Genomic DNA, 24,835 nt, shown 5'->3' with positions numbered 1-24,835 from the left:
AATTAGTTTTAGCCCATCTCTTTTTTTCTTATTCTTCTGGAACTATTAAATTTAAGAAGACTGCTAAAACTGCACCAACCGCAACTCCAGATGAGAAAAGAACTTCTAAAAAAGCAGGTAAGCTCTGAGCAATTTCCGGAAAGTAAGTAACTCCAAGACCGATACTTAAACTTATGGAAAAGATAAAGGCAGTTCTATCTGAAAATCCATTTTTAGTCACAATATTTACACCAGCAGAGGCAATCATCCCGAATAAGGCCAGGGTTGCACCACCTAAAACAGGTGCAGGCATTACACTAATTACTGCTCCAAATTTAGGAAATAGGCCTAATAAAAGCAGTAAAACTGCAACAACATAGCCAACAACTCTGCTGCCGACCTTTGTTATCTGGATAACTCCGATATTCTGACTGAAAGTTGTATTGGGCATTACATTAAAGAGAGAAGAAATCATACTGCCTAATCCTTCAGCCAAAAGACCGCGGCTCAATCTATCCTGATGCAGCTGACCATTTACAGGTTCTCCAGAAGTTTCAGCAATTGCTGTCAGATCTCCAATTGATTCAATCGAAGTTACTACATAAGCAATCATCCAGGGAAGCAGATGAGCGAAATCAAAATCCAGTCCGAAATAAAGCGGGCGCGGTATAGTCAACCAGCCTTCATTAAATACAGGAGCAAAATCTATTAACCCCAGTGGAATTGAAATTATGTACCCTGAAATTAAACCAATTGCAATTGCTCCCAGTTTAATTAAACCACTGCCAAAACGGCTGGCAATAATAATGATAACCAGTACAAACGAACCTAATAAAAGATTACTTAAGGAACCAAAATTTTCAGCTCCAGCTCCTCCGGCAAAATCCTGCATCCCGGTTTTAATTAGAGTTAGTCCAATCAAAGTTACAACTGTACCAGTGACAAGCGGAGGAAAAAGACTTCTAATCTGCTTTAAAAAACGGCTTAACAGAATTTCAACAGGTGCTGTAACCATTGCCATACCTAAAACCAGTGGAATTCCACCTGCATTGGCTGCAGCCATTGCCATCGGAACAAAGGTAAAACTGGTACCGGTTACCCCCAGCAGTCCAGCTCCAATCGGTCCAAACCTTTTACACTGCACAAAAGTAACTATTCCTGACATAATAAGCGTCATACTGACCATAAAACTGGTGCCAGCCGCTCCTAAGCCGGCTGCGTTTGCAATTAAAATAGGTGGAGTGATAACTCCTACAAACATAGCCAGCATATGCTGCAGGCCCAGTAAAAATCTTCTCCCCATTGGTGGCTGATCATTTAGGGCATAATGAGAACTTTTTGTAGTTTCAATTTCTTTAGTAACCTTAACCGTATTATCTGCCATTATTATTTTAACCTCCTGTATAATTAAATTTAATTTAATAAAAATTAATAATATTTAACTCTATTAACCTTATTCAAGAGAAATAAGTGTTCTCCTCCTAAATTTTCAGAATAATTTTTTAATTTAAAATATAAATATGAATTAACTGATTAAATTGCAGGATTTTTTGGCCCTACATTGAATTAATATAATGAGTTCACTTGGAATTAATTAATATAATTTGAGAGAGGTGAGAACATGTTCAACAATTTTTATGGTGATAAATTTGATAATCAGAAAGAAAGAGAAAACTTAAGACCGCGATATGAGTACGGTAATCAGGGCATGTTTCCTTATCAGAATACAGAATTTAAAGCATTTATAGCAAATGTTTATGAAATGGATGATTATTATCTTATTGAAGCTGAACTGCCAGGAGTAAAAAAGGAAGATATAGAAATTACAGTTAAAAAATCTAAGATAACAATTAAAGCGGTCAGAAAAAAATTATGTAATGGAGAAAATGATGTTCTCTGTCAGGAAAGAAAGCTGGGAGAATATAAACGCAGCTTTAGATTTGAGAGTATAAATGAGGATAAAGTTACGGCTAAATTAGATAATGGAATTTTATCCATTAAAGTTTATAAAGCTGAGCAGAAGAAAAAAGCTGAGGCTAAGAAAATAGAAATTAAATAATTATTTCTAATTATCCGGGCTTCAAGCTCGGATATTTTTATGGATTATGGATTGCTTAATTACCAGTTGTTATAAAAAGCAGCTGCTTTGATTATACAGCTAATAAAGAAAAAATTTCTGGCAGAGTTATTATATTATTATGATGAAATAAATCTGAAATTGTGAGGAGAATTATTTTGAAACTTAATAAATATGAAAAATTTACTGATGATTTAAAGGAAAAGCTATTAAATTATAATCAAGTTACTGGTTTAGTTGCAGTAGGTTCAATGTCTAAAAAGGATCATCTGCCAGATGAATGGTCTGATCATGATTTTTTTGTAATTGTAAAAAGTGGTTATCAAAAATATTTTCGCGAAAACTTATCCTGGCTGCCTGACTTTGAAAATATCTTGTTATCTTTTCAGGAAACTGAACACGGCTTAAAGGTTTTCTATAACAATGGCCATTTAATTGAATTTGCAATATTTGATCAAGAAGAATTGTTCCTGGCAAAAATTAATTCTTATCGTATTTTAATTGATAAAGCAAATATCAAAAAGAATATAGAAAAAATGGTGAATTGCAAGTTGCAATGCACGGTTTTTTTGATTTTTTTAAAATAACCTGTACCTTCAATATTTTTAGATGCTAAAAGTTAATTTTTCTCTGAATAATTCGTCTGAATTTCCATAATCAAACATTTTTCTGGGATAAGTATTTATGAATTCTTGAATCTTTTTTACCAGGGTTCTTTTGATCCCTTTGAAACTTGTGCCTTTAGGTAAGAATCTTCGGATAAACCTGTTAGCTACCTCATTTGAGCCTCTCTGCCAGCTGCAATATGCATCACAATAATACTGGCTGGTTCTGGGGATGCTACTGCCTGTAAAAGATTCTTCAATCCCCTCATAATCTGCAAATTCTGGTCCATTGTCTGTGGTTATTGTTTTGAAGGTCTCCCTGAAATTAACTACCCCAAATCTTCTTTCTATTCGATCCAGTCCTTTTACCACTGATTCTGCTTTTTTGTTTGGTATTTTTTCTATAATTTCCTGTCTGGTCTGTCTTTCTGTTAGAACCAGTAAGAAAGGCTCTCCTTTTTCTTTTAACCCCTCTACTAAATCCATCTCCCAGTGTCCAAATTCTTCCCTGTTATCAGCTTCTTCAGGTCTATCTCTAATTGTCCGACCTTCCTTGCGTCTCGTAGTACTTGCACTTTCTTTAGGCCTATCTTTCTCAGGTTTATAATTGCCATGTATGAGATCATCTCGATCTATATCTAAAACACCTTTATCTATATAATTATAGATTGTTTTCCAGTGTAATTGTAGGTCATAATCATCTGATTCTTTAATGTCTTTTGCAACTGCTGCAGGTGATCGTAATTTAAGTATCTGTTTTTTTATAAATTTAGCTAAATCTTTGTTTTTGCCTATTTTTAAATCTCGTCCTTTTGCAGTATTATTTTGCTCATAAACTTCCTGTCCTCTTTTGGCACTATACTCTTTTCTATAAGTCCAATCACTATTTTTTTGCTCTATTTCACCCTTTGTAATTTCACGACTTACTGTAGTTCTATGACAGTTTAGTTCTTTACCTATTTCAGTATAATTTTTATCCTGTTGATTGTATAGATGTTCAATTTTTACGCGATCTTCATAACTTAGGTGTTCACCTTTGCTTCTTTTTGTGTTACAATTGTTTTGACACATATTCTGTACCCTCCTAATGTTTTTGTGGTTATTAACATTATACAAAAGGTACAGGTATGTGTCTATTTTTTTATCAAATCACCGCGTGCATTTAATTATACAATTTATCAATATAGAAAAAATCAAAGATAAAACAAATATTCAAACTAGTTCATATAGTGATAATGAGCTTTTAATAGAACAGTTTATTACTAATCTTGTTGTTGGTATTGGAAGATACAATCGTGGTGAAATTATTAGTGCTCATCAATTTGTAAAGACTTCTGCTCTAAAGAAGTTATTACTATTAATCGAGAAAAATAATGATTTAGATAAAAATATAATCCTGGACAATCTTGATCCATTAAGGAGATTCGAATTCGTCTATCCGGAATTAGGAGCAGAAATAAATAATCTCCTACTTAAACCAATTCCTAAAGCAGCAGAAGAACTATTAAATATATTAGAAAGAGAATTGCCGGAAGAAATTAAAATAAAACATGAAAAATCTATTAATATCATCTTTGAAAAATACTTGAAATAGTTGACTCTTAACATATTTTAATACCATTTCATTTTAATTTTTGGATTCTGAAAGCAATTACTTTGAAGTGTTTTCTTAAGTCTTAAAAAGGCCTGATGATTTAAAAAAGGAGTGTTTATAGTTGATAAAAGCAGAAAAATTAGATAGAGGCGATAAAGTTGCAGTAGTGAGTTTATCCTGGGGTGGAGCAGGAGATGAAAAATTTAGACATAGGTATGAGATAGGTAAAAAAAGAGTTGAAGAATTGTTCGGCTTAAATGTCATAGAAATGCCAAATAGTTTAAAGGGTAGTGAATATCTGGATAAACATCCTGAAGCAAGAGCTGAAGATATGATGAATGCCTTTAAAAATAAAGAAATCAAAGCTATCTTTTCAAATATTGGCGGTGATGATACACTCCGGTTATTACCTTATATCGATTTTGATGTTATAAAAAACAATCCTAAAATTTTTATGGGTTATTCAGATACAACAGTAAATCATTTTATGTGTTACAAAGCTGGTCTGACAAGTTTCTATGGGCCAAGTATCCTGGCAGAATTTGCAGAAAATGTTGAAATGCATGATTACACAATAAATACAATTAAAAAAACTTTATTCAGTTCTAAGCCAGTTGGAGAGATTAAAGCCAGTAAACACTGGACTTCTGAGTGGCTGCCCTGGGAAAAGAAAGAAAATAGCAAAATCAAACGCAAACTAAATAAAGAAAAAAGAGGCTATGAAATTCTTCAGGGGAAAGGTAAAGTAAAAGGTAAGTTAATTGGTGGCTGTATTGAAGTTTTAGACTGGTTAAGGGGAACAATTTTATGGCCAGAGATAAATGATTGGGAAGACAAAATATTATTCCTGGAAACAAGTGAAGATCAACCTTCTCCAGACTATATCAGGGAGTTGAGGCTGAAATAGACTGTGATAATAAAACATTTAAAATTAATGGAGCGGGAGTAAAAAAGATATGAAATACAATTTTAAAAAGATGAACAAAAATTATGCAGAAGAAATAGCCTACCAGTGGAAATACAGCGGCATTTATTCCTTCTATGATATAACAGCAGATGAAGATGATTTAGAAGAATTTTTAGATCCAGATGAATGGGATAATAGTTTTGTGGTTTTAAATCAATCTGATCAATTAGTTGGTTTTTATTCATATAATTTTAAAGAAAAAATAATGTGGATTGGCTTTGGCTTAAAACCAGAACTAACTGGAAAAGGATATGGAGCAAATTTTGTTGAAGCCGGTATTCAATTCGGAATAAAAAACTATAATTATGACAGGGATTATTTGATGCTTGCTGTGGCAAAGTTCAATCAGCGGGCGGTTAAAGTCTATCAGAAATTAGGCTTTAAAATCATAGATGAATATTTACAGAAGACAAATGGCGGAGAATATGAATTTTATCAGATGAGACTTGAATTAGAATAGGAGAATTTAAATGAAGCTTAAAAAGTTAGAGAAAAAAGATTATTCGGCAATGAAGATAATTTTTTTAGATGTCTTTTCTTATGAACCATGGTTTGATAAATGGGAAGATGACAAGCAGCTGGAAAAATATCTGCATCAACTTACAGATAATAAGAACTCTTTATCCCTTGTTTTGACAAATGAACGGGATGAGATTCTTGGTGTTTCTCTGGGTTATACTTTTAGCTGGTGGCAGGGAGATGAATATTATATAAAAGAATTTTTTATAAAAAGAAACAGGCAGAATGAAGGCCTGGGAAGTAAATTTATTGAGAAACTAAATGATTATTTGAAAGAAATTGGATTTAAATATATCATATTAAATACTGATAAAGATACTCCAGCTTTTCATTTTTATCAAAAAAATGACTTTCAGCTTGAAGAAAAAAGTGTTTTTATGAGTAGAATAGTTGACTAAAAAAATAATTTAAAGGAGTTTTTTAATGCAGCAGTTAAATAATCCATTTTTAGAAAATAACAGACCAACAGATAATACATCCTTAAACAGATTACGGATTATTGATATACCAGATATTCCAGTTGATCCTGAAGTTAAAGGCAAAAGAGGTTTAAGGCTTATGTCAGCTGATAACTTAATTGAAACTATCAAAAAAGAAAGCCGTTACCTTGATTTGGATTTAGAAAATATTCCAGATGTTAAATTGCCGATTTATCTAAATAAAGCTCTGGAATCAGAAAATTTAAAAGTCAGACTGACAGCAGAAAATATAGCAAGGCGGCTGGGAAGAAATTTAGCCTTTATCTTACTCACTTTAAAAAAAGGTGATAGAGTTAATAGGGAGGCCAGACCAGACTGGGAAGATGAGCACTGGGATTACTGGAGGCAGGTTGAAAATATAGTTTTTGTCGGCGGGCTCTGCAGCGGTAGTTTAGGTCAGAGGTTAAAATATTATATTGATAAACTCTTTCAGGAAACAGAAACTCCTCAATATAGGATAAAATTTGCTAAAAATCCTTCTTTAATTCCCATGATCGGTGCTGCCAGACATGCACCCAAAGAATGCAGCAAATTGCTTGTTTTTGATTTTGGTCAGACCTTAATTAAGCGCGGCTTAGCAAATTTTGAAAATGATAAATTAAATAATATTAATCAATTGTCCAGTTTAGAATCAAAACATGTAGAGGAAATTGAATTTAGAAATGAAAATGAGGAAAAAAAGGAAGCAGAAAAATTAAAAAAAATATATTATTAAGACTATAAGTGAGACCTGGAAAGAAGTGGTGACCAATTACAGTAAACCCTGCTCTACTATTTCTGTCAGCATAGCTAATGACCTGATCGATGGTAAGTTTTTTGGCGGCGGCTATGGCAAATTAGGGTTATTATCAGATGATTTGCAAAAAGAAATCGAAACTGAAGTAAATCGTTTGATTGACAGCAATATAGAAGTAACATTTATCCATGATGGTACTGCAGCCGCAGATGCCTATGCTGAAACAGATAATTCTGTACTCTTAAGTTTTGGCACAGCTATTGGAGTCGGATTTCCAATTAAAAAAGCAGGCTTAAGACCTGTTTCAGAAGGTTTATTATAATTATTTCTTATTGCCAGAAAATACAGCTGGATTAAATATTTTAATTAAAAGAAGGTATTTAAGATGAAAAAAACTATTCTAAAAAGCAAAAGATTAATTTTAAAAACTTTGGATGAAAAAGATGCAGCCGAAGTTCTAGCTTATTATCAAAGAAATAAAGAGTTTCTCAGTCAGTGGGAGCCCAATAAAAAGAAAGAATATTATACATTAGATTATCAGATAAAATTATTAAAAGATCAGCAGAAAAAAATGAAAAATGGTACTTTATTTAGATTATGGATTTATAAAAAAAGTAATAATCAGTTAATTGGCTCAATAGCATTCAATAATATTATCAGAGGCTCTTTTCAATCCTGTCATCTGGGATATAAATTAGATAAAGATGAAATTAACCAGGGATATATGACAGAAGCTATAAAAACCGCTGTTGATTATGCCTTTAAAGAACTTAAATTACACAGGATTGAAGCCAATATTATGCCCAAAAATAAAGCTTCACTTAAGGTGGTAGAAAAACTGGGTTTTATTAATGAGGGGATATCAAAAAAATATTTAAAAATAAATGGTTCCTGGGAAGATCATATTCACATGGTATTGTTAATTGAAGAGCTGGAATAAATAATAAAGGGGTTTTGAAATTGACTAAAAGAGAGAATTTATTGAGTGATTTAAGAGAAATCCAGCAGAACGAATATAGATTAGAAAACCAAGAAAAGTTAATGGAATATGGAAATTTAATGCTTGAATACATAGGAGATCCTGACCCGGAATTAAGAGATATTCTTATCTATCGAACTTTTTATCACTGGATATTAGAAAAAGAGTATTTTAATGAAAATCAGCTTTTAGAAATTTTAAAAATAGCCCAGGATAAAAACCATTTATTTTATAAAATAGGAAATAAAAATGATGACACAATCTTCACCAGAGCTTTTTCTGTGCTTTTAATTGCTCTAATATTAGCCTATCATAGAGAAAATACTTTCATCAATCAGAACTTATTTTTAGAGGTTAAAGATAATCTGCTTAAATATTATAAAAATGAAAAGGACTTAAGGGGATATACCGAAAAAAATGGCTGGGCCGATGGAATTTCTCATGCAGCAGATGCCTTTGACGAGCTTATTGCCTGTGAAGAAGGCAGCAGAGAAATTTATTTAGAAGTATTAGAGGTAATCAAAAAAATGCTGGGTAATGAAAAGCATATCTTCAAAGAAGAAGAGGATGAAAGAATTACCAATATTGTTTTCCGGATGATTAAGGATAATTTACTGGCAGAAACAGAGCTGATTAATTGGCTTGAAAGCTTTGCTGAATTTCAAAAACCAGACACTAACAGAGAAAAAAGAACTGCCAGAATCAATTTAAAAAACTTAAGCCGCAGCTTATATTTCAGACTGCTTCATTCTGAAGTAAAATCAAAACCCAGGCTAAAGGAGACCTTAATCAGAAGTGAAAAAAAGTTAAACTCATTTATTAGAAATTAAGACCTGCAGGGGAAAGGAGTAAAATTGAATACAAAACTTATTTTAGTAGAGGGTATTCCGGGATCAGGCAAGACAAGTACAGCAGAATATATCAGCAGTTACCTTAATCGAAAGAATATTGCTAATGAACTTTTCAAAGAAGGTAATTTAGATCACCCTGCTGATTATGAAAGCACTGCCTGTCTGAGCAAAGATGAGTTTAGAGAAATTCAATCTCAATTAAGGATTGATAAAAGACTATTTTCTAATTACACAACTAATAAAGAAGATTATTATCTAATTGAATATGGGAAGCTTTATCATGATAATAAAATTAATATCAGTGATCAAATACTAAATCAGCTTGCTGAATCTGATGTATATAATCTGCCTCCTGCAGAACACAGCCGCTTAGTTAAAGATAAGTGGAGCAGTTTTGCTAAAGCAGCAGCGACTCAAGAACAGGTCAATATTTTTGAATGCTGTTTTCTCCAGAACCCGCTAACAACTATGATGGCCTACCATAATACTTCAAAAGATTATATAATTAAGCATGTTAAAGATCTAGAACAAATAATATCAGAGCTTAATCCGCTATTAATCTTACTTGAAGCTAAAAATATTGAAGAGCAGTTTGACCGAGTAAAAAAAGAGCGCTCAGAAGAGTGGTTAAATTTTGTTATTGACTATGTAACAAATCAAAGTTATGGTCAGGAAAATAATTTAGATGGCTATTCGGGGTTAATAGAATTTTATCAAAACTTAGCAGAACTTGAACTCAACATATTTTCAAAATTAAAAATGAGGAAGATTTTAATTAAAGACCCCCATTCTAACTGGGAGCAGAATTATCAAAAAATAAATTCTTTTCTAAAAAAAGCTGCGAAGGTCAATAAATGAAAAGAAAAAGATTGAGAGAGCTGGGTTTTAAAATCGGGAAAAATAATTATGCATTTTTCTGAAATTTGAGATATAATTTATTTAGAGAAAGAAATTAGGTAGCTTAAGCCTTTTCTTTAGTTGATCAGGGATTGTATTTAAGAAGAAATTTAATTTATATTGTTAGAGGTCAATAAGGAGAGGATGACAATGAAGAAAAATGCTGTTGAAGAAGAAGTTTGCTGTCCGCGCTTTGATCATGAAAAATGGGATGGAAAACTATTCGAATGGAACGATAAGAATTTTGTTAAAGATAGAGTTCATACCGCATTCCATATGCCAATCCGCTTTGGAGCGGTGATGAAAAAACTGGATCAAAAAATTACTGAAGCTGGAGCAGAAATTGAAGATAATCTGTGTCTTTCTAATCATACTTCCAGATGGAATATGGACGTCTATCTGGCAGTTGATAGAAAAATACCGGGCATGAAAAATGTTTCTCTCTCCGGAAAGTTTCTCTGCAGGGTTTATGAAGGAGATTATAAGGAAACTGAAAAATGGTGTAATGATTTCGAAAAATATGCAGTTAATAAGGGCTACTCTATAGAAGACTGGTATATGTGGTATACAACCTGTCCTAAATGTGCAGAAAAATATGGAGAAAATTATGTGGCCATTATTGCCAGAGTAGTTTATTGACATCCTCCCCGCTCGTTCGTTAAAATTCACCAACGAGGATTCCTTAAAGAAACTTGCGAGGTTGTCTGCTGATTAAATGCCAGTCCATTTCTGGTAGGCAAGTATAACGCAGACTTCAGGCTGTGCCATCAACCCTCCTGAGATATGGATATACCAACTCAGGCACCTGTACTTTAATCATACAAGCAGATAGTTTGCTGCATACTCCCTGCAATACAGATTATATTCTATTCTAATCACAGATTAGATACTTGCACGGCAAGTTAGACTATAATCCAGTTACAGTTTTTAGTGAGTACCTTGAACATTTTACGCACTAAAGGGTTAGTTAGTACAACTCCTTATATTCACTTGTATTACTAACTATATTATATCACTAAGGAAACAAACGTTCAACAAATATAAAGATTTTTTAACTATAAACCAGCCGATTCATTCCCGCCCATTAACATGAGCGATGCTTTCTCGGCTAAATTCGGTAATTGTGTAAAGAAACTGAAATTAATATTTTATTCTCAATAAAAATAGCTTAAAACGGAATAAAAGCCTCAGTCATATGAGGCTTTTATTTAAGCAAAACAAATGGAGTGGTTAGATGCTAAAACTAAGAAATAAAAGCTTTAAAATTATTACTGAGAATCTAAAAGAAAAAGCAAGACCAATAGATAGAGAACGTTTTAACTATCATTTTAACAATGCAGGGCCAGAAAAACTGATAAAGGAAATAAAAAAGTATCAAAATGAAGATGGAGGCTTTGGGCAGGCCCTGGAGCCAGATTTTAGGCTCCCCTTATCAAACCCAATGGCGACTTCAATTGCTTTAAGCTATTTACAAAACCTCGATAATCATAGTTCTGCCCGGGAACTGATCAAAAAGGCTATTTCTTACCTTGAGAATAGCTTCAATCAAAATAGAAATGGCTGGTATGCAGTCAGCAGAGAAGTCAATGATTATCCCCACACTCCCTGGTGGCATTATGATGAAGACGAGAGGATGACAGTTATCGATAAACACTGGGGTAATCCTTCAGCAGAACTGCTTGCCTATCTATTAAGATACAGTAATTACACTAATCAAATTAATTTAGATGCTTTAATTGAAAAAGCATTAAAAAATATTCAGCATAAAAAAGAATATGAATCTGAAAACGAAATCTACTGTTATCTTGAATTATATAAAGCAGTGGATTCTAAAACAAAAGCTCTCTTAAAGGGAAGTATTGCAGAAGGGATCAAACAGCTTATTGTATATGATCAAAAAAAATGGCAGGAGTACGTACCACTTCCTCTTGATTTTGTTCCAGCTCCAGAAAGTGAGCGATTTGGAGTTAGTGAAGCTAAAATAGAAGCGAACCTTGACTTTTATGTTGAATTGATCGAAAAAAGTAAGGATACACTCGTAAAACCACCCTGGGGAAAAAGTTTTTATCAAACAGATCTTAGTAAAGCCTATCAGGAATGGCAGGGTAACTGGACCCTGAAAATATTAATTACCCTGGATAATTACGGCAGAATAGAAAAATAATCATTTTATGCTGGTGATGATAGATGTGAGTGGTTAATATCTATTAAAGAAAAAGATAGTAAAGAGAGTGAGAATAATGGATAAGCTATTATATCAAAAAACAAAAAACTATCTTAATTATTTTTGTAAGGAAGTTAAAGACCGCTCTGTCGGCAGTCCCGGCAACCGCAGGGCAACAAAATTCTTTGATAATACACTTAGGGACCTGAACTGGCAGACAGATTTACAAAAGTTTGATGCCTTTGACTGGGAAAATGAAGGTGCTGTTTTAAAAAGCGCTTCTGAAAAATATGAAGTTTTTGTCAGCCCTTATTCCTTAGGCTGTAATGTAAAAGCTAAACTGGCGGCTGTTTCAAACATAGAAGTGCTTGCAAATGGTAATTTTAATAATAAAATACTGCTCTTGTACGGTGATATTGCTAAAGAACAGCTGATGCCCAAAAATTTTGTTTTTTACAATCCAGAAGAGCATCAGCAAATTATTTCCTTATTAGAAAAGAGCGGAGTAAAAGCAATAATTACAGCCACTGACAGGAATGCAGCTCTTGCTGGAGGAGTTTATCCCTTTCCTTTAATTGAAGATGGAGATTTTGATATTCCCTCAGTTTATATGACAGCTGAAAATGGCAGCAGACTGCTTAAGCAGAAAGGAAGAGAAGTCTCACTTAAATCTAATTCGAAAAGAATTGCTGGCCCGGGCTATAATGTGATCGGAATCAAAGGGAAAAATAAATCTCAGCGAATAGTTATCACAGCCCATATAGATGCTAAAAAAGGGAGCCCCGGGGCCATTGATAACGCTACAGGTGTTACTATACTATTAATCCTGGCTGAACTTCTGCAGGATTATGATAGCAATAAACTGATTGAACTGGCTGCTTTTAATGGTGAGGACTATTATTCAGTACCCGGCCAGATGGCATATATCAGAGCCAATCAGAATAATTTTGATAATATTATATTAAATATCAACATAGATGGGGCAGCTTATAAGATAGGAAACACCTCTTTTTCGAGCTTTGATCTAGAAGCTTCACTGGAAAAGAAAATTGAGGAGATAATAACGAGCTATCCCGGTATTGTTAGAGGCAGCAAATGGGCCCAGGGTGATCACAGTATCTTTCTGCAGTATGGTGTGCCGGCAGTAGCTATTTCTTCCAAATGGTTTATTGACAATATTGAGACTCAGCAGATAACCCACACCGAAAAAGATAATTTAGAAATAGTTGATCCAGCTAAAATAATAGAGATAGCTCAAGCTCTAAATCAATTTGTTAGAAAAATTTAGTTAAAGACGAAAGGTCGAGGCTCAATGATCCTTAAAATATTAAAACAAGATTTATTAAAAAAGAAAATTATAAAGTGGACGGCTAGATTACTTGCTCTGGGTTTATTGTTATTTTCTCTTCCCTTTTATTTTGGTTACGGTAATCCTGTTCCTTTTTTAAATCCTGATTACTCGTTTTTAGATAATCTCTGGCTGCTTATTTTCCCTTTAGTTTTTATTAGTCTTGCTCTGGGCTGGAAATATGAAAAACTTGCCGGCATTCTTCTTATAATGTCAATATCCACTGGTCTTCTGGCTACATTAATAATTGAAAATGAATTTATATTTGAAATGATGATTCCACTTTTTATCGGTATTTTATATTTGATTACAGCTTTTAATAACAATAATTAAAACTGGATTATTTGTTTTGAATTACTATTAAATTTTATAGATGGGGGATATTTATGTATACTAAAAAAGATTTAATTAAGGACTTTAAAGAAATTGGCATAGATCCAGAAGGAACTCTGCTGGTTCATTCTTCAATGAAGGCCGTTGGGGAAGTTGAAGGAAGAGCAGATACAGTAATTGATGCCTTTATGGAGTATATGAAAGATGGTTTACTAGTTTTTCCAACTCACAGCTGGAGTAAAGAAAATAATAAGGATAATCTTTTTAATCCCAAAACTGAAAAATCCTGTGTGGGGATTTTAACAAACATCTTTAGAAAAAGAGAAGGGGTTTTAAGATCTCTACATCCAACTCATTCTCTAGCAGCTTATGGTAAGGATGCTAAAGATTTTATTAAAGGGGAAGAAAAAAGAAATACTCCCTGTCCCAGAGAAGGCGCCTATGGTAAGCTCTTTGACAGAAATGCTCAGATCTTATTCTTAGGCTGTACTTTAAAAAGTAATACTTTTATTCACGGAGTTGAGGAATGGAATCAGATTCCCAATCGGCTTGGAGAAAAACCTGTTGAATATAAAATAGTTTTAGATAATCAAACAATTGAAGCTCCGGTTCATCCACATCAGGCACCAGTAGAAGATGTCTCTAAAAATTATGATAAGCTGAGAGAACCATTACTTGAAAAAAATATCTGCCGCAGCGCAAAAATTGGAGATGCAGTTTCTTATCTCTGTCAGGCTAAAGAAATGGCAGATTTAACTTCCACATTTCTTCAAAAAAATCAGGACCTTTTTCTTGACGATCAGCCGGTTCCTGAACAGTGGTATAAAGACTAAAGAAATAAAAGTTATCATCAATTAATTATAACTATGAGGTGTGGTAATTTGCGCTTAAAACAGGAATTTTATCAAAAAGATGCAGTTCAGGCTGCAAGAGATCTCTTAGGGAAAATTATAGTTAGAAAATATGATGGGAAAATAATTAAAGTTAAAATTGTGGAGACTGAAGCCTATTGTGGAGCAGAAGATAAGGCCTCCCATGCTCACAATAACAAAAAGACTAAACGTACAGCACCAATGTTTAAAGAAGGTGGTCATGCCTATATTTATTTAATCTACGGCATGTATTACTGTTTAAATGTAGTAACAGCAGCAGAAAATAACCCACATGCTGTTTTAATTAGAGGAGTTGAGCCGCTTAAAGGACTTAAATACATCAAAGAAAACCGTCAGATTAAAAGCAGTAGAAGCAAAGATTTAACAAATGGACCGGGAAAATTATCTCAGGCCTTAAAAATTGACAAGAGTTTTGATGGCTGTAATTTAGTCGAAAATAATTCCCTTTATCTCACAGATGGTGGAACTGAAGACTTTGAAATTGAAAGCTCTCCCCGAGTAAATATTGATTATGCTGAAGAATATAAGGATAAAAAGTGGCGATTTTTAATCAAAAATAATAAATATGTTTCAAAATAATAAGCTGATTATTATTTTCACATATTTCTGCAGGATAATTTAACTTTTTGTCTAATCTTTGTAATAGGCCCTAAAAATTTTGAGATGTAGTTTTCAAATTAGAAATTTTTTTAGTTTTAAAGTTATGATTAATCACTTTGAAAGGGGTTGGTTTTAATGAAAATAATTGATCTGCTGGAGCTTGATGAAAATGCCGAAGTCTTAAATAAAAAGGACCTCAAAGAAATTAAAGAACTTCCCGCTTTTATTATTTCTCAAAAGCAGAAGGAAAAATTTAGTAGTGCAGGACAGTGGCTTGTTTTAGATGAACTGCTGGAGATTGATAATAAATATGTCGTATATCTCCACGATGAAGAAAAAGAAAACACCTGGATCAAACTACCGGCTAATTATGTTGAAGAAGATTATATGGTGGATTATCAGGCGGAGGACAAGTGCCCCCTGGGCATTGATGTTCTAATTAAGGAAGATGGTTATCCAATTGGAGTTATCAAAGGCTGTGATTCGATTCAGCAGGCCAAAGTAGATAATAATTTGGATGGCCACAGATATAAAGGTGAACTAGGAATAACACTCAATGATAAGTATTTTTTAACTTATAAAAAGGATAATGAAGAATTTAAAGTTGTTAAGACCAATGTTGACTGGGATAGAGGAAAACATACAATTTAATTAATAAAATAGCAGAATATAAATTCGGGGCTGTCTTAAACAGCCCTTTTAAAATGGAGGAACTATAAAAATGGCAGATTTTAAAGATTTTTTAAAGTTGGATATTAGAGTAGGAAAAATTATTAAAGCTGAAAATTTTGAAGAGGCAAATGACCCGGCTTATAAGCTCTGGCTTGATTTTGGAGAAGAAATTGGAGAAAAGAAATCCAGTGCTCAAATTACTGATTTATACCAACCAGAGGATTTAATTGAAAAACAGGTGCTGGCAGTTATTAATTTCCCACCAAAACAGATTGCAGATTTCATGTCTGAAGTTCTGGTTCTAGGTGTTTATGGAGACCAGGGAGTAGTTTTAATTGAGCCAGAGCAAGAAGTAAAACTGGGCTCCCGTCTGGGTTAAATCTTTTCTGCAGCAGCTTATTTTATGAATGAAAGATATAATATTATACAGCTAAAAAAAAAGAATTTAAAGCAGGATAATTAAAATTTTTATTTAAATATATATTATAGTAATTTTTTTATCTTACCAAATTAAAAATTTCACAATACATAAAAAGGAGCTGTTTATTTAATGAACAAAAACGAAAAGAAAGACAATGTTATTATGTTAAGTGATTTCCAAAGAAATGACGATTATCTAGATGATGAATTAAGTAATTTCCAAAAAAATGATGATTCTTTAGAAAACGAAGAAAAAATCACCGCCCCTTTTGCTGGAGATTCAATGGAAAGATTTTAATTTCTAAGGGAAAATTTCACTGAAGTAAAAGAAATAATTATTAAACGATACTTAAAAGAAAATAATATCCCCACCAAAAAATTAATTATTGATTTTAGTTTCAAAGATAATAAAGAACTTTTTGCTCCTGCTTTGTTAAGGGGCGCAATTTTTGATGGTTACCTATGTCATAATAGACAGAAAATATTTTTTGGTGTACTTTTTCATAATAGAATTCATCCAAGTTATGATAAAGCATACTACAAGAAATTAGCTCGATTTCACCTTTACAATAAAAGTAATAGAAAAAATGGTAATTTTATTCTTATTTTAGCTGATGTTCCAAATATAAATTTCAAATATGAAGACTTACAACATCTATATTTAACCAAAAGATTTATAAAAAGTTTTGAACCTCTAATTGAAAAAAAATTAATGATAATCAAGAAAATGAAATTCAATAATAATGATTTTAATGAGTGGTATAATGTGATAAAATAAAAAATAAATAATACTTGGATGTGATTTCCATGCTTAAATGGCAGCTGGGAGACTATTTAACAACATTTTTATTAATAATTATACGAGCCAAAATTAAAAACTGGAAAATTGCAGACAGTCTGCAGGCGGAAAAAATAAAGTATGGAAATAATAAACATCAATACCTATTGTGGTATAACCCTCAATCTAAAGCTGAACGAAATAATATTATCTTTTTTATTCATGGCGGTGGCTGGAATAAAGGGAATCCTGAATTTTTTAAGTTTATGGCAGATTATTTTACTAAACTTGGTTTTACAACAGTTATGCCAACTTATAGGCTGGCACCTGATTTTCAATTCCCTGATCAGGAGATTGATGTCTTTGAAGCTCTAAAAAAGACCTCATCCATTTTAAGAGGTTCAGCAGTTGAGAAAAATATTATTATTGCTGGACAGTCTGCAGGTGCCCATCTGGGAGGGCTGCTGCTTTTAAATCAAGATCTGCAGCAGAAATATAAACTAAATAAGGATCTTTTTACAGCTTTTTTGTCTATCAGTGGACCACTTGATCTATCCCGACCCTGCCGAACTAAAAGAGCTGAAAAGTATTTATACGGATTTGTACCCACACCTAAAAAAAGACAAAAAGCAAATCCCATTAATTATCTGCATTCAGATTTTAAGATCCCTATTTTCTGCCTGCACGGGGCAAAAGATCCCCTGGTTCCTAAAGCTCATTCTATTGTATTTTTAAAAGAAATCAATGCAAAAACTCAGGCAGAAACTAAGTTGAAAATTTTCGAGAATAAACATCATTCTGATTTAACTGGATTATTTTTTAAAAATGAGCCAGGAAATAAAGAAGTTAAAGAATGGCTGCTAAAAGTGGATAAGTCAAATTAACCCGAAACAGCTCAGTCTAAGTTGACAGAAGTCAATATTTCTGCTAAACTTTTATTAAATTCAAAAAATTTGAGATGGAGGATGAGAGAATGAAAAAGAAGAGTAGAGAAGAGAATAGAGACGGGTTTTTTGGTGATTTTGGTGGCAGTATCGTTCCCCCAGAATTAGCAGATGTCTTAGAGGATTTAAAAGAAGCTTTTTATGAAATAAAAGATGATCCCGAATTTAGAGAAGAACTGGCTTATTTATTTAAAGATTATGTGGGCAAGCCAAGCCCTTTATATCTTGCTAAATCTCTGACTGAAGAGGTTGGAGGAGCGAAAATTTATTTAAAAAGAGAAGATTTAAATCACACTGGTGCTCATAAGATTAATAACTGTATTGGTCAGGCTCTACTTGCCCGCAAAATGGGTAAGAAAAGAATTATTGCAGAAACTGGAGCCGGACAGCACGGTGTAGCAACAGCAACTGCCTGTGCCTTATTTGATATGGACTGCATCATTTATATGGGTGAAGTTGATACCAAACGTCAGGCTCTAAATGTTTTTAGAATGGAACTTTTAGGTGCCGAAGTAAAACCAGTTACTGCTGGTGATGGAACCCTAAAAGACGCTGTTGATGAAGCTTTAAAAGACTTTGTTCAGCATGCAGATAATACCTTCTATATGCTTGGTTCTGCAGTAGGTCCTAATCCTTATCCGACAATGGTTAAAGAATTTCAGTCGATTATTGGTCAGGAAGCCAGAGAGCAGATTCTAGAAAAAGAAGGTAAACTTCCTGATTATCTGGTAGCCTGTGTTGGTGGTGGCAGTAATGCTATTGGTTTATTTGCTCCTTTTGTAGATGATGAAGATGTAAATATCCTGGGGATTGAACCTGGTGGTAAGGGAGATAAACCGGGAGAAAACGCTGCTCCTTTAACTTATGGTAAACCTGGTGAGCTGCATGGTTTCAAAAGTTATGTACTTTATGATGATCAGGATGAAAAAGTTATCTCACATACTCATTCAATTGCAGCCGGCTTAGATTATCCGGGAGTTGGTCCTGAACACAGTTTCCTCAAGGACTCCGGTCGAGCTAAATATACAACTGCTTCTGACCAGGAAGCTTTAGATGCCTTCCATTTATTATCTGAAAAAGAAGGAATTATTCCCGCTCTTGAAAGTGCTCATGCTGTAGCTGGTGGAATGAAGGTAGCTGCGGAGCTGGATAAAGATCAAATTGTAATTGTTAACCTTTCTGGACGTGGAGATAAAGATGTAGCTCAAATCAAAGAATTACATGAAAATGGAAAATTAAACTATTTATCGGATAAATAATTAAATTTATAAATTGAGGCTGAATATTTCTGCAAAGTTATATTCAGCTTTTTTTCTATAATATTTAAGCAGAGGTGAATAAAAATGAAGAAAGTAGATTTTAATCAGGTATTAAATGAATATAATGAGATTCTGCCCAAAGGAGTATTTTTAACAACAAAAAGTGACGGCGAAGTAAATACAATGACAATGGGCTGGGGAACTGCAGGATTTATCTGGAATCAAAATATTTTAATGGCTCCAGTCAGAAAATCACGCCACACTCATCAGCTTATAGAAGGCAGCAATTATTTTACAGTCAGTGTACCATTAAACGGCCAGTTAAAAAAAGAGCTGCAGTTTTGCGGAACTAAATCCGGACGAGATTATAATAAAATTGAAAAATTAGATTTAGAGCTGGGGGAAGTCGAAGAATCTGAAGTTCCAATTATCAAAGGAAATGATTTGCATTTTATCTGTAAGATTAAATATCAGCAGGATATGCTGAAAGAAAATTTAGATCAGGATATTTTGGAAAAGAATTATCCAGATAAAGATATGCACACATTTTATTATGGAGAAGTTGTTGCTGTTTATAAAGAAGAATAATAGAATAGATAAAACATATTTTTAAAACTAAGCAGAGTCTTCAAAAAAGCAGAGGCTCTAGAAGCAAAAAGTTTTCGCTGGGATGGGGATTTGATCAGCTTTTTAATTTATGAGGCTTTAAGAAAAGTGGCCATCATAGATCAAAATTGCTGATTTTAGCTCATTTTAGCGGAAATCTCTTTTTTTAAGTAAAAACTTCGTAAAATTATTATTTTACGAAGTTTTATTATGAGTGTAAATTTTTCTATTAAATATTGCCTGAAATAAATTATCATAAATTCTTTCTTTTGTATCTCATATCTTAAGTTTACTTAATATTTTGGGATATCAAAAAATTAAAAGTACCGGGTACTTGAGAAATTTTTCCAGGTACCCGGTACCGACATTAAACTTCTAATTTTTCAAAGTTCTCTTTTAAATGCTTAGCAGATTCTTTAAATGCTTTTTCCTCTTTTTCAGCCAGCGGTAGTTCTAAAACTCTTTCAATTCCATTAGAATTAATTAAAGTTGGCAGACTTAAACTTATGTCTTCAACTCCATAATATCCTTCCATCAATGATGAAACTGTTAAAACTGCATTTTCATCTCTCAAGATAGCTCTTGCGATTCTTGAAACTGCTAAAGCTACTGCATAAAATGTAGCGCCTTTTTTCTCAATTATCTCATAAGCAGCATTTTTAACCTGAGAGCTTATTTCTTCAAGACTGTGGTCTCTATCTGTACAGTCTTTATTACAAATTGGACAGTAGTTTTCTATCTTTGTTCCCGCAATATTGGTTAGACTCCAGACCGGAACCTCACTATCACCGTGTTCTCCAATAATATAACCGTGAACATTACTGGCTGCAACTCCACAGTTTTTACTTAATAAGGATCTGAAGCGGGAACTGTCCAGTACTGTTCCAGAGCCGATAACTCTATTTGCCGGAAAACCAGAAAGTTTATAGGTTAAATGAGTCAGTATATCTACCGGGTTAGTCACAACTAAGAGTATACCATCCTGATTGTATTCAGTGATTGAAGAAACTATATTTTTAAATATTCCTGTATTCTTTTTTATTAGATCAAGCCTTGTTTCCCCGGGCTTCTGGGCAGCTCCAGCAGTGATAATAATTAACTTTGCATCTGCCAGGTCCTCATAATCACCGGCATAAATATCAACCGGATTGACAAAAGAAGCTCCATGTCTTAAATCCATAGCTTCTCCTTCAGCCTTATCCTTATTTACATCGATTAAAACAATTTCTGAACCTACTCCCTGAACCATCAGAGCGTAAGCTGTTGTTGCTCCAACTCCACCAGCTCCAATGACGGCGATCTTATTAGGGTTTAAATTCTTATTCATCTTATATCACCTCAGTGAAATATTTTGTTATTATTTATAATAATTACTTGAAATTCATTTGATATTCTTTCTCTTTATTAAGTATAGCATTTTACTCAACAATAAAAGGTAAAATATTTTACAAAATTACTTCATTATTTTTCTTATATTCCTGATAACGCCGGTGGACTGTTGATTTTGAAACATCATAGCCCAGACCGCGCAGAGTTGCAGCTATATCTTTAAAGGTTAAATCCAAATTGCGTAACCGGATTATTTCTTTTAAGGGCACCTGCTTGCGGTCCCGTCCACCCTGATCAATATTTTTTAGATTTTTAGCGGGGTTAAATTCACCTTCTGCAATCTTATTTTTCATAGCCCGGCTGATATTCTGATTTCTGAGTTCCTGCTGATAATTTTCCACAACTCCCAGTATTTCTAAGATCATCTTTTCTAAATCATTTAAAGCAATTGCCCCTTTATCAGCCAGAGTATGTATTTCTGCCCCCATTTTTTCGACCTGATGGATTAAGGCCATTTTGGCATTACCACGCCCCAGTCGGCTGCTGTCCTGCACTAATAAAATATCTATTTTTCTTTTTTTGATTAAGTTTAAAACCTCAATAATCCCCGGCCTGCTCTCATTAAAGCCGCTTTCTTTTTCTTCAATAGTTTTAATAACTTTCAATTCATTTTCTAAAGCATAACTTAATAGTTCTTCTTTCTGCCTTTTTAGACTTGTGCTCTGACTTTCTTTTTGAGTGCTAACCCTGGTATAAATAATAGTTTTTTTCATCTTTAATCAGCCTTTCTGTATTAAATAGTATATTATATGAAAATAATTATAACAAAAAAATGACTGCAAAACAGCGATTTCCCCTGAATTACAATCATTTTCGATCCAGACTATATATCTTATTTATATAAATTAATTTATTGGAATTATCAATTCTCGCCCCGGATTAATTACAGCAGAATCGATATCATTAATCTTTTTGATTTTATAAACCATCTTTCTCAAGTCAACATTACTGGATTCATAGTAATGAGCGGCTATTGACCAGAGAGATTCTCCAGTTTCAATTTCATGTCTGATAAAATTGCTGCTGTTTTCTCCAGAACCAATTAGTGAAAAAATTGAAATAAACAAAACACTAAATAATAACACGGCTGCTGCAGCAGTCAAAATCTTCTTTAAAATTGATTTTCTCTTTTTCTTTGCTGTTTTAGCTCCCTGATAATTTAATGAATAAGTATTTATACCATTCATAACTAACCCCTCCTATTTAATATATAAACATCTGTACTAAACAACTGTTTGTATTTATATTATAGCAGTACACATGTTCATTGTCAAGAGCTATTTGAACGATTGTTTGTCTATTTATTATTTTTATGTTATAATAGAAGAAAATAAGAATGGAGGAATAATTATGGAAGAGCTATCTAAAAGACAACAAAGTATTTTACAATTTATTATAGATGAAATCAAAACCAAAGGATATCCCCCTTCTGTTAGGGAAATTGGGAAGGCTGTTGGCCTAAAATCTCCTGCTTCTGTTCACAGTCATTTAAAAACTTTAGAAAAATTGAATTACCTCCGCAGAGATCCCTCCAAACCGAGAGCAATTGAGGTAATTTATAATAATGATCAGGAAGCTAAAAATGATAAAGAAATGATTAACATACCGGTAGTTGGTAAGGTTACTGCAGGAGCACCTATTCTGGCAGAAGAAAATGTTGAAGATTATTTCCCTCTCCCCTTAAGCTATTTAAAAGTAGGAAATAATGATTTATTTATGCTTAAAGTTAGTGGAGATAGTATGATTGAGGCGGGAATACATGATGGTGATTATGTTATAGCTGAAAAACAGAGCTATGCTGAAAATAATGAAATTGTAATTGCCTTACTTGATGATGAAGCAACAGTAAAGCGCTTTTTCAAAGAAGAAGATCATGTCAGATTACAGCCTGAAAACCCTGCCTATGAACCAATTATATCTAAAGATGTCAAGATTTTAGGGAAAGTCACAGGTTTATTTAGAAAGTTTGACTAATTTTTTAAATTAATACAAAAAAACTAAGCAAATTAATGCTTAGTTTATAAAAAGTTCTTTATAAAATTTTAATTAACCTAAATAACTTAAATTTTTCCGCTGCTGGATAATTCTTTTATCCTATCAGCGGCTTTTTTTATTAATTTAAAATCATACCAGCTGTATTTTTTTTTCTTTTCATTTCTGAGCAAATAGGCAGGATGAAAGGTCGGCAAAAAATAAATATCTCCTCTTTGAAACCACTTTCCCCTTACCTTAGTAATTGATTCTTCTGGATCAAGTAAGTATTTTGTTGCTGTAGATCCCAAAGTTACAATAACTTTGGGCTGGATAAGCTCAATTTCAGCTCTAAGAATTGAAACACAGGCTTTAAATTCATTTTGATGGGGAACTCTGTTCCCCGGGGGACGACATTTGATTACATTGGTGATATAAAGATCTTCTCTTTTTAAATTAACAGCTTCAAATATTTTATCCATTAATTTTCCTGCTCGCCCCACAAATGGCCTTCCTAAACGATCTTCATTTGCTCCCGGACCCTCACCAATCAGCATAATTTTACTATCAGTACTACCTTCTCCCATCACAACTCCATTAGCACCTTTACGCAGCTGACAGCGGTGGCATTTTAGAGCTTCCTGCTTTAAATTTTGATAATTGTCACTGGGATAAGTAAATAATTGCTGAATTTTAAAATTTCCCTGCTGATCAAATAACATCAAATTCCCCCTGCAATTAAATTGAGTTATTCTGCAAAGTCCTGATATTCTTCACTGGCCAGAGCTTTAAATAAATTTCTAGCGCTGGCTGCTTCCATAACCGCTCTAAAATAATTACCATTTTCATAGTAAGCATAACCTTTAATTAAATGAGAATACTCATTTTCCTGCATTGAAAGAGCCTGATCTGCATAATTTAAGGCCTGATCATATTTTTTAATTTCAATTAGGGCCGCGGCGGCATGATTTAAAGCCCATAAATTTTCTGGATCAATTTTAAAAATATATTCAAAAAGTGAAACCGCTTCCCGATAATCCTTGTTTATTACCTCTCTAAAAGCAGCATAATTTAAAAGCAGCAGGTTATCTGAGTTCTGATAATTCTCCCAGTCAGCTAAATACGGAGAAACAGCAGTGTTAAAGTCTTCCCGGCTAACACTGCTGCCAAAAACATCTATAATATCATATGCATTTTTTATTTCTCCAGTATTAGCATAGGCTACTGCCAGGGTGTAATTTAAGACAATATCGCTCTCATTCTCTGCCAGCTGTTTTTGGGTAGTATTAATCAACTGCTCCCAGTTATATTTAGACTCAGCAGCTGTAGTAGAGTTAAATAGTATTGTTAATAATGAAATTATTATTAAAATCAATAACTTTTTCTTCAAGTATAAATCAGCTTCCTTTATTTCAAATTTATTACTAAATTCATAATTTAAACAGCTAATAATAGAATAAATCTTATCAGATCTATTCTTCCTCTAAGTCAAGAAGACCGCTTATTTTCTCAACTGGAGCAATAGTGGATATTGCATGTTTATAGATCATCTGGTCTCGCTCATCACTTCTCAGAATAACTGTAAAGTTATCATAGGCTGTAATTCTTCCCTTTAATTGATAACCATTGACAAAGTAAACAATAACCTCAATGTTCTTTTCGTGAACATGTTTTAAAATGTGATCCTGATAATTAATATTGTTATTACTCATCTCTGCAGCCCCCTTTTATATTTTTAAAGCTTCTTATATTATAAATTCAATATTATTTTGAAA

General features: G+C 33.1%; 31 protein-coding genes and 1 pseudogene. 24 read left to right on the top strand and 8 right to left on the bottom strand.

The genetic code is table 11. The features are described 5' to 3' along the window. Positions 1–28 precede the first annotated feature (28 nt). Positions 29–1,363 carry a uracil-xanthine permease family protein gene (locus tag C8C76_RS02985; RefSeq protein ID WP_108138507.1) on the bottom strand — a complete coding sequence of 445 codons (1,335 nt, stop codon included), beginning with the start codon at positions 1,361–1,363 and terminating at the stop codon, positions 29–31. A 237-nt stretch (positions 1,364–1,600) separates the two neighbouring features. On the opposite strand from C8C76_RS02985, the gene C8C76_RS02980 reads away from it, so the two are divergent. Beyond that, positions 1,601–2,038, top strand: coding sequence for an Hsp20/alpha crystallin family protein (locus C8C76_RS02980; RefSeq protein WP_108138505.1), 438 nt, complete (start codon positions 1,601–1,603; stop codon positions 2,036–2,038). Positions 2,039–2,214: 176 nt separating this feature from the next. Next, the gene (locus C8C76_RS02975) at positions 2,215–2,643 is read left to right on the top strand and encodes a nucleotidyltransferase domain-containing protein (RefSeq protein ID WP_181248134.1); all 429 of its coding nucleotides are present in this window, start codon (positions 2,215–2,217) and stop codon (positions 2,641–2,643) included. Between the two features lie 18 nt (positions 2,644–2,661). Here C8C76_RS02975 and C8C76_RS02970 read toward each other — a convergent pair whose 3' ends face one another. Next, the gene (locus tag C8C76_RS02970; protein ID WP_108138501.1) at positions 2,662–3,732 is read right to left on the bottom strand and encodes an IS30 family transposase; all 1,071 of its coding nucleotides are present in this window, start codon (positions 3,730–3,732) and stop codon (positions 2,662–2,664) included. Positions 3,733–3,817: 85 nt separating this feature from the next. Here C8C76_RS02970 and C8C76_RS02965 point away from each other — a divergent pair, with 85 nt between their 5' ends. The 21 genes and pseudogenes from C8C76_RS02965 to C8C76_RS02865 all read left to right on the top strand — a co-directional run bounded on the left by C8C76_RS02965 (position 3,818) and on the right by C8C76_RS02865 (position 19,682). Further along, entirely contained in the window at positions 3,818–4,255 is a 438-nt protein-coding gene (locus tag C8C76_RS02965) for a hypothetical protein (RefSeq protein WP_146161848.1), read from the top strand. Positions 4,256–4,376: 121 nt separating this feature from the next. Then, positions 4,377–5,144: pseudogene (locus C8C76_RS02960) on the top strand (S66 family peptidase); the annotation flags it as partial. A 67-nt stretch (positions 5,145–5,211) separates the two neighbouring features. Continuing rightward, positions 5,212–5,682 (top strand): GNAT family N-acetyltransferase, encoded by a 471-nt coding sequence (locus tag C8C76_RS02955; RefSeq protein WP_108138497.1) that lies wholly within the window; start codon positions 5,212–5,214, stop codon positions 5,680–5,682. Between the two features lie 10 nt (positions 5,683–5,692). Next, complete coding sequence (locus C8C76_RS02950) at positions 5,693–6,139, top strand: GNAT family N-acetyltransferase (RefSeq protein ID WP_108138495.1); 447 nt, start codon at positions 5,693–5,695, stop codon at positions 6,137–6,139. A 25-nt stretch (positions 6,140–6,164) separates the two neighbouring features. Continuing rightward, on the top strand, positions 6,165–6,935 hold the full coding sequence (locus tag C8C76_RS02945) for a hypothetical protein (protein WP_108138493.1): 771 nt from the start codon (positions 6,165–6,167) through the stop codon (positions 6,933–6,935). Positions 6,936–6,963: 28 nt separating this feature from the next. Continuing rightward, positions 6,964–7,278, top strand: a complete 315-nt coding sequence (locus C8C76_RS02940) for a hypothetical protein (RefSeq protein WP_108138491.1) — start codon at positions 6,964–6,966, stop codon at positions 7,276–7,278. A gap of 63 nt (positions 7,279–7,341) precedes the next feature. Next, entirely contained in the window at positions 7,342–7,896 is a 555-nt protein-coding gene (locus C8C76_RS02935; RefSeq protein WP_108138489.1) for a GNAT family N-acetyltransferase, read from the top strand. Positions 7,897–7,916: 20 nt separating this feature from the next. Continuing rightward, complete coding sequence (locus C8C76_RS02930; RefSeq protein WP_108138487.1) at positions 7,917–8,765, top strand: DUF2785 domain-containing protein; 849 nt, start codon at positions 7,917–7,919, stop codon at positions 8,763–8,765. Positions 8,766–8,789: 24 nt separating this feature from the next. Next, complete coding sequence (locus C8C76_RS02925) at positions 8,790–9,644, top strand: hypothetical protein (RefSeq protein ID WP_181248133.1); 855 nt, start codon at positions 8,790–8,792, stop codon at positions 9,642–9,644. A 189-nt stretch (positions 9,645–9,833) separates the two neighbouring features. Beyond that, positions 9,834–10,322 carry a hydrolase gene (locus tag C8C76_RS02920; RefSeq protein WP_108138484.1) on the top strand — a complete coding sequence of 163 codons (489 nt, stop codon included), beginning with the start codon at positions 9,834–9,836 and terminating at the stop codon, positions 10,320–10,322. Between the two features lie 595 nt (positions 10,323–10,917). After that, positions 10,918–11,847, top strand: a complete 930-nt coding sequence (locus C8C76_RS02915; RefSeq protein WP_108138482.1) for a hypothetical protein — start codon at positions 10,918–10,920, stop codon at positions 11,845–11,847. A 76-nt stretch (positions 11,848–11,923) separates the two neighbouring features. Further along, positions 11,924–13,135, top strand: coding sequence for a M28 family peptidase (locus tag C8C76_RS02910; RefSeq protein ID WP_108138480.1), 1,212 nt, complete (start codon positions 11,924–11,926; stop codon positions 13,133–13,135). Between the two features lie 24 nt (positions 13,136–13,159). Beyond that, positions 13,160–13,528, top strand: coding sequence for a DUF7670 domain-containing protein (locus C8C76_RS02905; RefSeq protein WP_108138478.1), 369 nt, complete (start codon positions 13,160–13,162; stop codon positions 13,526–13,528). A 53-nt stretch (positions 13,529–13,581) separates the two neighbouring features. Next, positions 13,582–14,361 (top strand): AAC(3) family N-acetyltransferase, encoded by a 780-nt coding sequence (locus C8C76_RS02900; protein ID WP_108138476.1) that lies wholly within the window; start codon positions 13,582–13,584, stop codon positions 14,359–14,361. A gap of 48 nt (positions 14,362–14,409) precedes the next feature. Beyond that, positions 14,410–15,000, top strand: coding sequence for a DNA-3-methyladenine glycosylase (locus C8C76_RS02895; protein ID WP_108138474.1), 591 nt, complete (start codon positions 14,410–14,412; stop codon positions 14,998–15,000). A gap of 156 nt (positions 15,001–15,156) precedes the next feature. Then, positions 15,157–15,672, top strand: a complete 516-nt coding sequence (locus C8C76_RS02890; RefSeq protein ID WP_108138472.1) for a hypothetical protein — start codon at positions 15,157–15,159, stop codon at positions 15,670–15,672. 70 nt (positions 15,673–15,742) lie between these two features. After that, entirely contained in the window at positions 15,743–16,072 is a 330-nt protein-coding gene (locus tag C8C76_RS02885; protein WP_108138471.1) for a tRNA-binding protein, read from the top strand. A 171-nt stretch (positions 16,073–16,243) separates the two neighbouring features. Continuing rightward, positions 16,244–16,411: a hypothetical protein gene (locus C8C76_RS15045; protein ID WP_181248132.1), complete on the top strand. Its 168-nt coding sequence runs from the start codon at positions 16,244–16,246 to the stop codon at positions 16,409–16,411. 509 nt (positions 16,412–16,920) lie between these two features. Next, positions 16,921–17,775 (top strand): alpha/beta hydrolase, encoded by an 855-nt coding sequence (locus C8C76_RS02875; RefSeq protein WP_108138466.1) that lies wholly within the window; start codon positions 16,921–16,923, stop codon positions 17,773–17,775. Between the two features lie 89 nt (positions 17,776–17,864). After that, positions 17,865–19,094 (top strand): tryptophan synthase subunit beta, encoded by a 1,230-nt coding sequence (gene trpB, locus C8C76_RS02870; protein ID WP_108138464.1) that lies wholly within the window; start codon positions 17,865–17,867, stop codon positions 19,092–19,094. Positions 19,095–19,178: 84 nt separating this feature from the next. Further along, positions 19,179–19,682, top strand: coding sequence for a flavin reductase family protein (locus C8C76_RS02865; protein WP_108138462.1), 504 nt, complete (start codon positions 19,179–19,181; stop codon positions 19,680–19,682). Positions 19,683–20,067: 385 nt separating this feature from the next. Here C8C76_RS02865 and C8C76_RS02860 read toward each other — a convergent pair whose 3' ends face one another. The 3 genes from C8C76_RS02860 to yneA form a co-directional block, all read right to left on the bottom strand. Beyond that, positions 20,068–21,027 carry an L-lactate dehydrogenase gene (locus C8C76_RS02860; RefSeq protein WP_108138460.1) on the bottom strand — a complete coding sequence of 320 codons (960 nt, stop codon included), beginning with the start codon at positions 21,025–21,027 and terminating at the stop codon, positions 20,068–20,070. 118 nt (positions 21,028–21,145) lie between these two features. Continuing rightward, positions 21,146–21,802, bottom strand: a complete 657-nt coding sequence (locus C8C76_RS02855) for a YneB family resolvase-like protein (RefSeq protein ID WP_108138458.1) — start codon at positions 21,800–21,802, stop codon at positions 21,146–21,148. Between the two features lie 132 nt (positions 21,803–21,934). Beyond that, positions 21,935–22,276, bottom strand: coding sequence for a cell division suppressor protein YneA (yneA, locus tag C8C76_RS02850; RefSeq protein WP_108138457.1), 342 nt, complete (start codon positions 22,274–22,276; stop codon positions 21,935–21,937). 163 nt (positions 22,277–22,439) lie between these two features. On the opposite strand from yneA, the gene lexA reads away from it, so the two are divergent. Beyond that, positions 22,440–23,063 (top strand): transcriptional repressor LexA, encoded by a 624-nt coding sequence (gene lexA / locus C8C76_RS02845; protein WP_108138455.1) that lies wholly within the window; start codon positions 22,440–22,442, stop codon positions 23,061–23,063. An 86-nt stretch (positions 23,064–23,149) separates the two neighbouring features. On the opposite strand, the gene C8C76_RS02840 is transcribed toward lexA, so the two are convergent. The 3 genes from C8C76_RS02840 to hfq form a co-directional block, all read right to left on the bottom strand. Next, a complete protein-coding gene (locus C8C76_RS02840; RefSeq protein ID WP_108138453.1) occupies positions 23,150–23,782 on the bottom strand; it encodes a uracil-DNA glycosylase in 633 nt (210 codons plus the stop codon). Positions 23,783–23,808: 26 nt separating this feature from the next. Beyond that, the gene (locus C8C76_RS02835) at positions 23,809–24,450 is read right to left on the bottom strand and encodes a tetratricopeptide repeat protein (RefSeq protein ID WP_108138451.1); all 642 of its coding nucleotides are present in this window, start codon (positions 24,448–24,450) and stop codon (positions 23,809–23,811) included. Between the two features lie 82 nt (positions 24,451–24,532). Next, positions 24,533–24,772, bottom strand: coding sequence for an RNA chaperone Hfq (gene hfq / locus C8C76_RS02830; RefSeq protein WP_108138449.1), 240 nt, complete (start codon positions 24,770–24,772; stop codon positions 24,533–24,535). Positions 24,773–24,835: the final 63 nt, after the last annotated feature.

It is taken from the genome of Halanaerobium saccharolyticum (assembly GCF_003053565.1).
GTDB lineage: Bacteria > Bacillota > Halanaerobiia > Halanaerobiales > Halanaerobiaceae > Halanaerobium > Halanaerobium saccharolyticum_B.
This window is presented reverse-complemented; position numbering and strand designations above follow the sequence as displayed.

Excerpts from the sequence above, each read along its gene's own strand:
- C8C76_RS02865 (WP_108138462.1), top strand. The coding sequence starts at position 19,179 with ATGAAGAAAGTAGATTTTAATCAGGTATTAAATGAATATAATGAGATT.
- C8C76_RS02900 (WP_108138476.1), top strand. The coding sequence starts at position 13,582 with ATGTATACTAAAAAAGATTTAATTAAGGACTTTAAAGAAATTGGCATA.
- trpB (WP_108138464.1), top strand. The coding sequence starts at position 17,865 with ATGAAAAAGAAGAGTAGAGAAGAGAATAGAGACGGGTTTTTTGGTGAT.
- hfq (WP_108138449.1), bottom strand. The coding sequence starts at position 24,772 with ATGAGTAATAACAATATTAATTATCAGGATCACATTTTAAAACATGTT.
- C8C76_RS02920 (WP_108138484.1), top strand. The coding sequence starts at position 9,834 with ATGAAGAAAAATGCTGTTGAAGAAGAAGTTTGCTGTCCGCGCTTTGAT.
- C8C76_RS02885 (WP_108138471.1), top strand. The coding sequence starts at position 15,743 with ATGGCAGATTTTAAAGATTTTTTAAAGTTGGATATTAGAGTAGGAAAA.
- C8C76_RS02905 (WP_108138478.1), top strand. The coding sequence starts at position 13,160 with ATGATCCTTAAAATATTAAAACAAGATTTATTAAAAAAGAAAATTATA.
- C8C76_RS02980 (WP_108138505.1), top strand. The coding sequence starts at position 1,601 with ATGTTCAACAATTTTTATGGTGATAAATTTGATAATCAGAAAGAAAGA.
- C8C76_RS02935 (WP_108138489.1), top strand. The coding sequence starts at position 7,342 with ATGAAAAAAACTATTCTAAAAAGCAAAAGATTAATTTTAAAAACTTTG.
- yneA (WP_108138457.1), bottom strand. The coding sequence starts at position 22,276 with ATGAATGGTATAAATACTTATTCATTAAATTATCAGGGAGCTAAAACA.
- C8C76_RS02860 (WP_108138460.1), bottom strand. The coding sequence starts at position 21,027 with ATGAATAAGAATTTAAACCCTAATAAGATCGCCGTCATTGGAGCTGGT.
- C8C76_RS02985 (WP_108138507.1), bottom strand. The coding sequence starts at position 1,363 with ATGGCAGATAATACGGTTAAGGTTACTAAAGAAATTGAAACTACAAAA.
- C8C76_RS02950 (WP_108138495.1), top strand. The coding sequence starts at position 5,693 with ATGAAGCTTAAAAAGTTAGAGAAAAAAGATTATTCGGCAATGAAGATA.
- lexA (WP_108138455.1), top strand. The coding sequence starts at position 22,440 with ATGGAAGAGCTATCTAAAAGACAACAAAGTATTTTACAATTTATTATA.
- C8C76_RS02945 (WP_108138493.1), top strand. The coding sequence starts at position 6,165 with ATGCAGCAGTTAAATAATCCATTTTTAGAAAATAACAGACCAACAGAT.
- C8C76_RS02840 (WP_108138453.1), bottom strand. The coding sequence starts at position 23,782 with ATGTTATTTGATCAGCAGGGAAATTTTAAAATTCAGCAATTATTTACT.
- C8C76_RS02875 (WP_108138466.1), top strand. The coding sequence starts at position 16,921 with ATGCTTAAATGGCAGCTGGGAGACTATTTAACAACATTTTTATTAATA.
- C8C76_RS02970 (WP_108138501.1), bottom strand. The coding sequence starts at position 3,732 with ATGTGTCAAAACAATTGTAACACAAAAAGAAGCAAAGGTGAACACCTA.
- C8C76_RS02955 (WP_108138497.1), top strand. The coding sequence starts at position 5,212 with ATGAAATACAATTTTAAAAAGATGAACAAAAATTATGCAGAAGAAATA.
- C8C76_RS15045 (WP_181248132.1), top strand. The coding sequence starts at position 16,244 with ATGAACAAAAACGAAAAGAAAGACAATGTTATTATGTTAAGTGATTTC.
- C8C76_RS02915 (WP_108138482.1), top strand. The coding sequence starts at position 10,918 with ATGCTAAAACTAAGAAATAAAAGCTTTAAAATTATTACTGAGAATCTA.
- C8C76_RS02890 (WP_108138472.1), top strand. The coding sequence starts at position 15,157 with ATGAAAATAATTGATCTGCTGGAGCTTGATGAAAATGCCGAAGTCTTA.
- C8C76_RS02910 (WP_108138480.1), top strand. The coding sequence starts at position 11,924 with ATGGATAAGCTATTATATCAAAAAACAAAAAACTATCTTAATTATTTT.
- C8C76_RS02855 (WP_108138458.1), bottom strand. The coding sequence starts at position 21,802 with ATGAAAAAAACTATTATTTATACCAGGGTTAGCACTCAAAAAGAAAGT.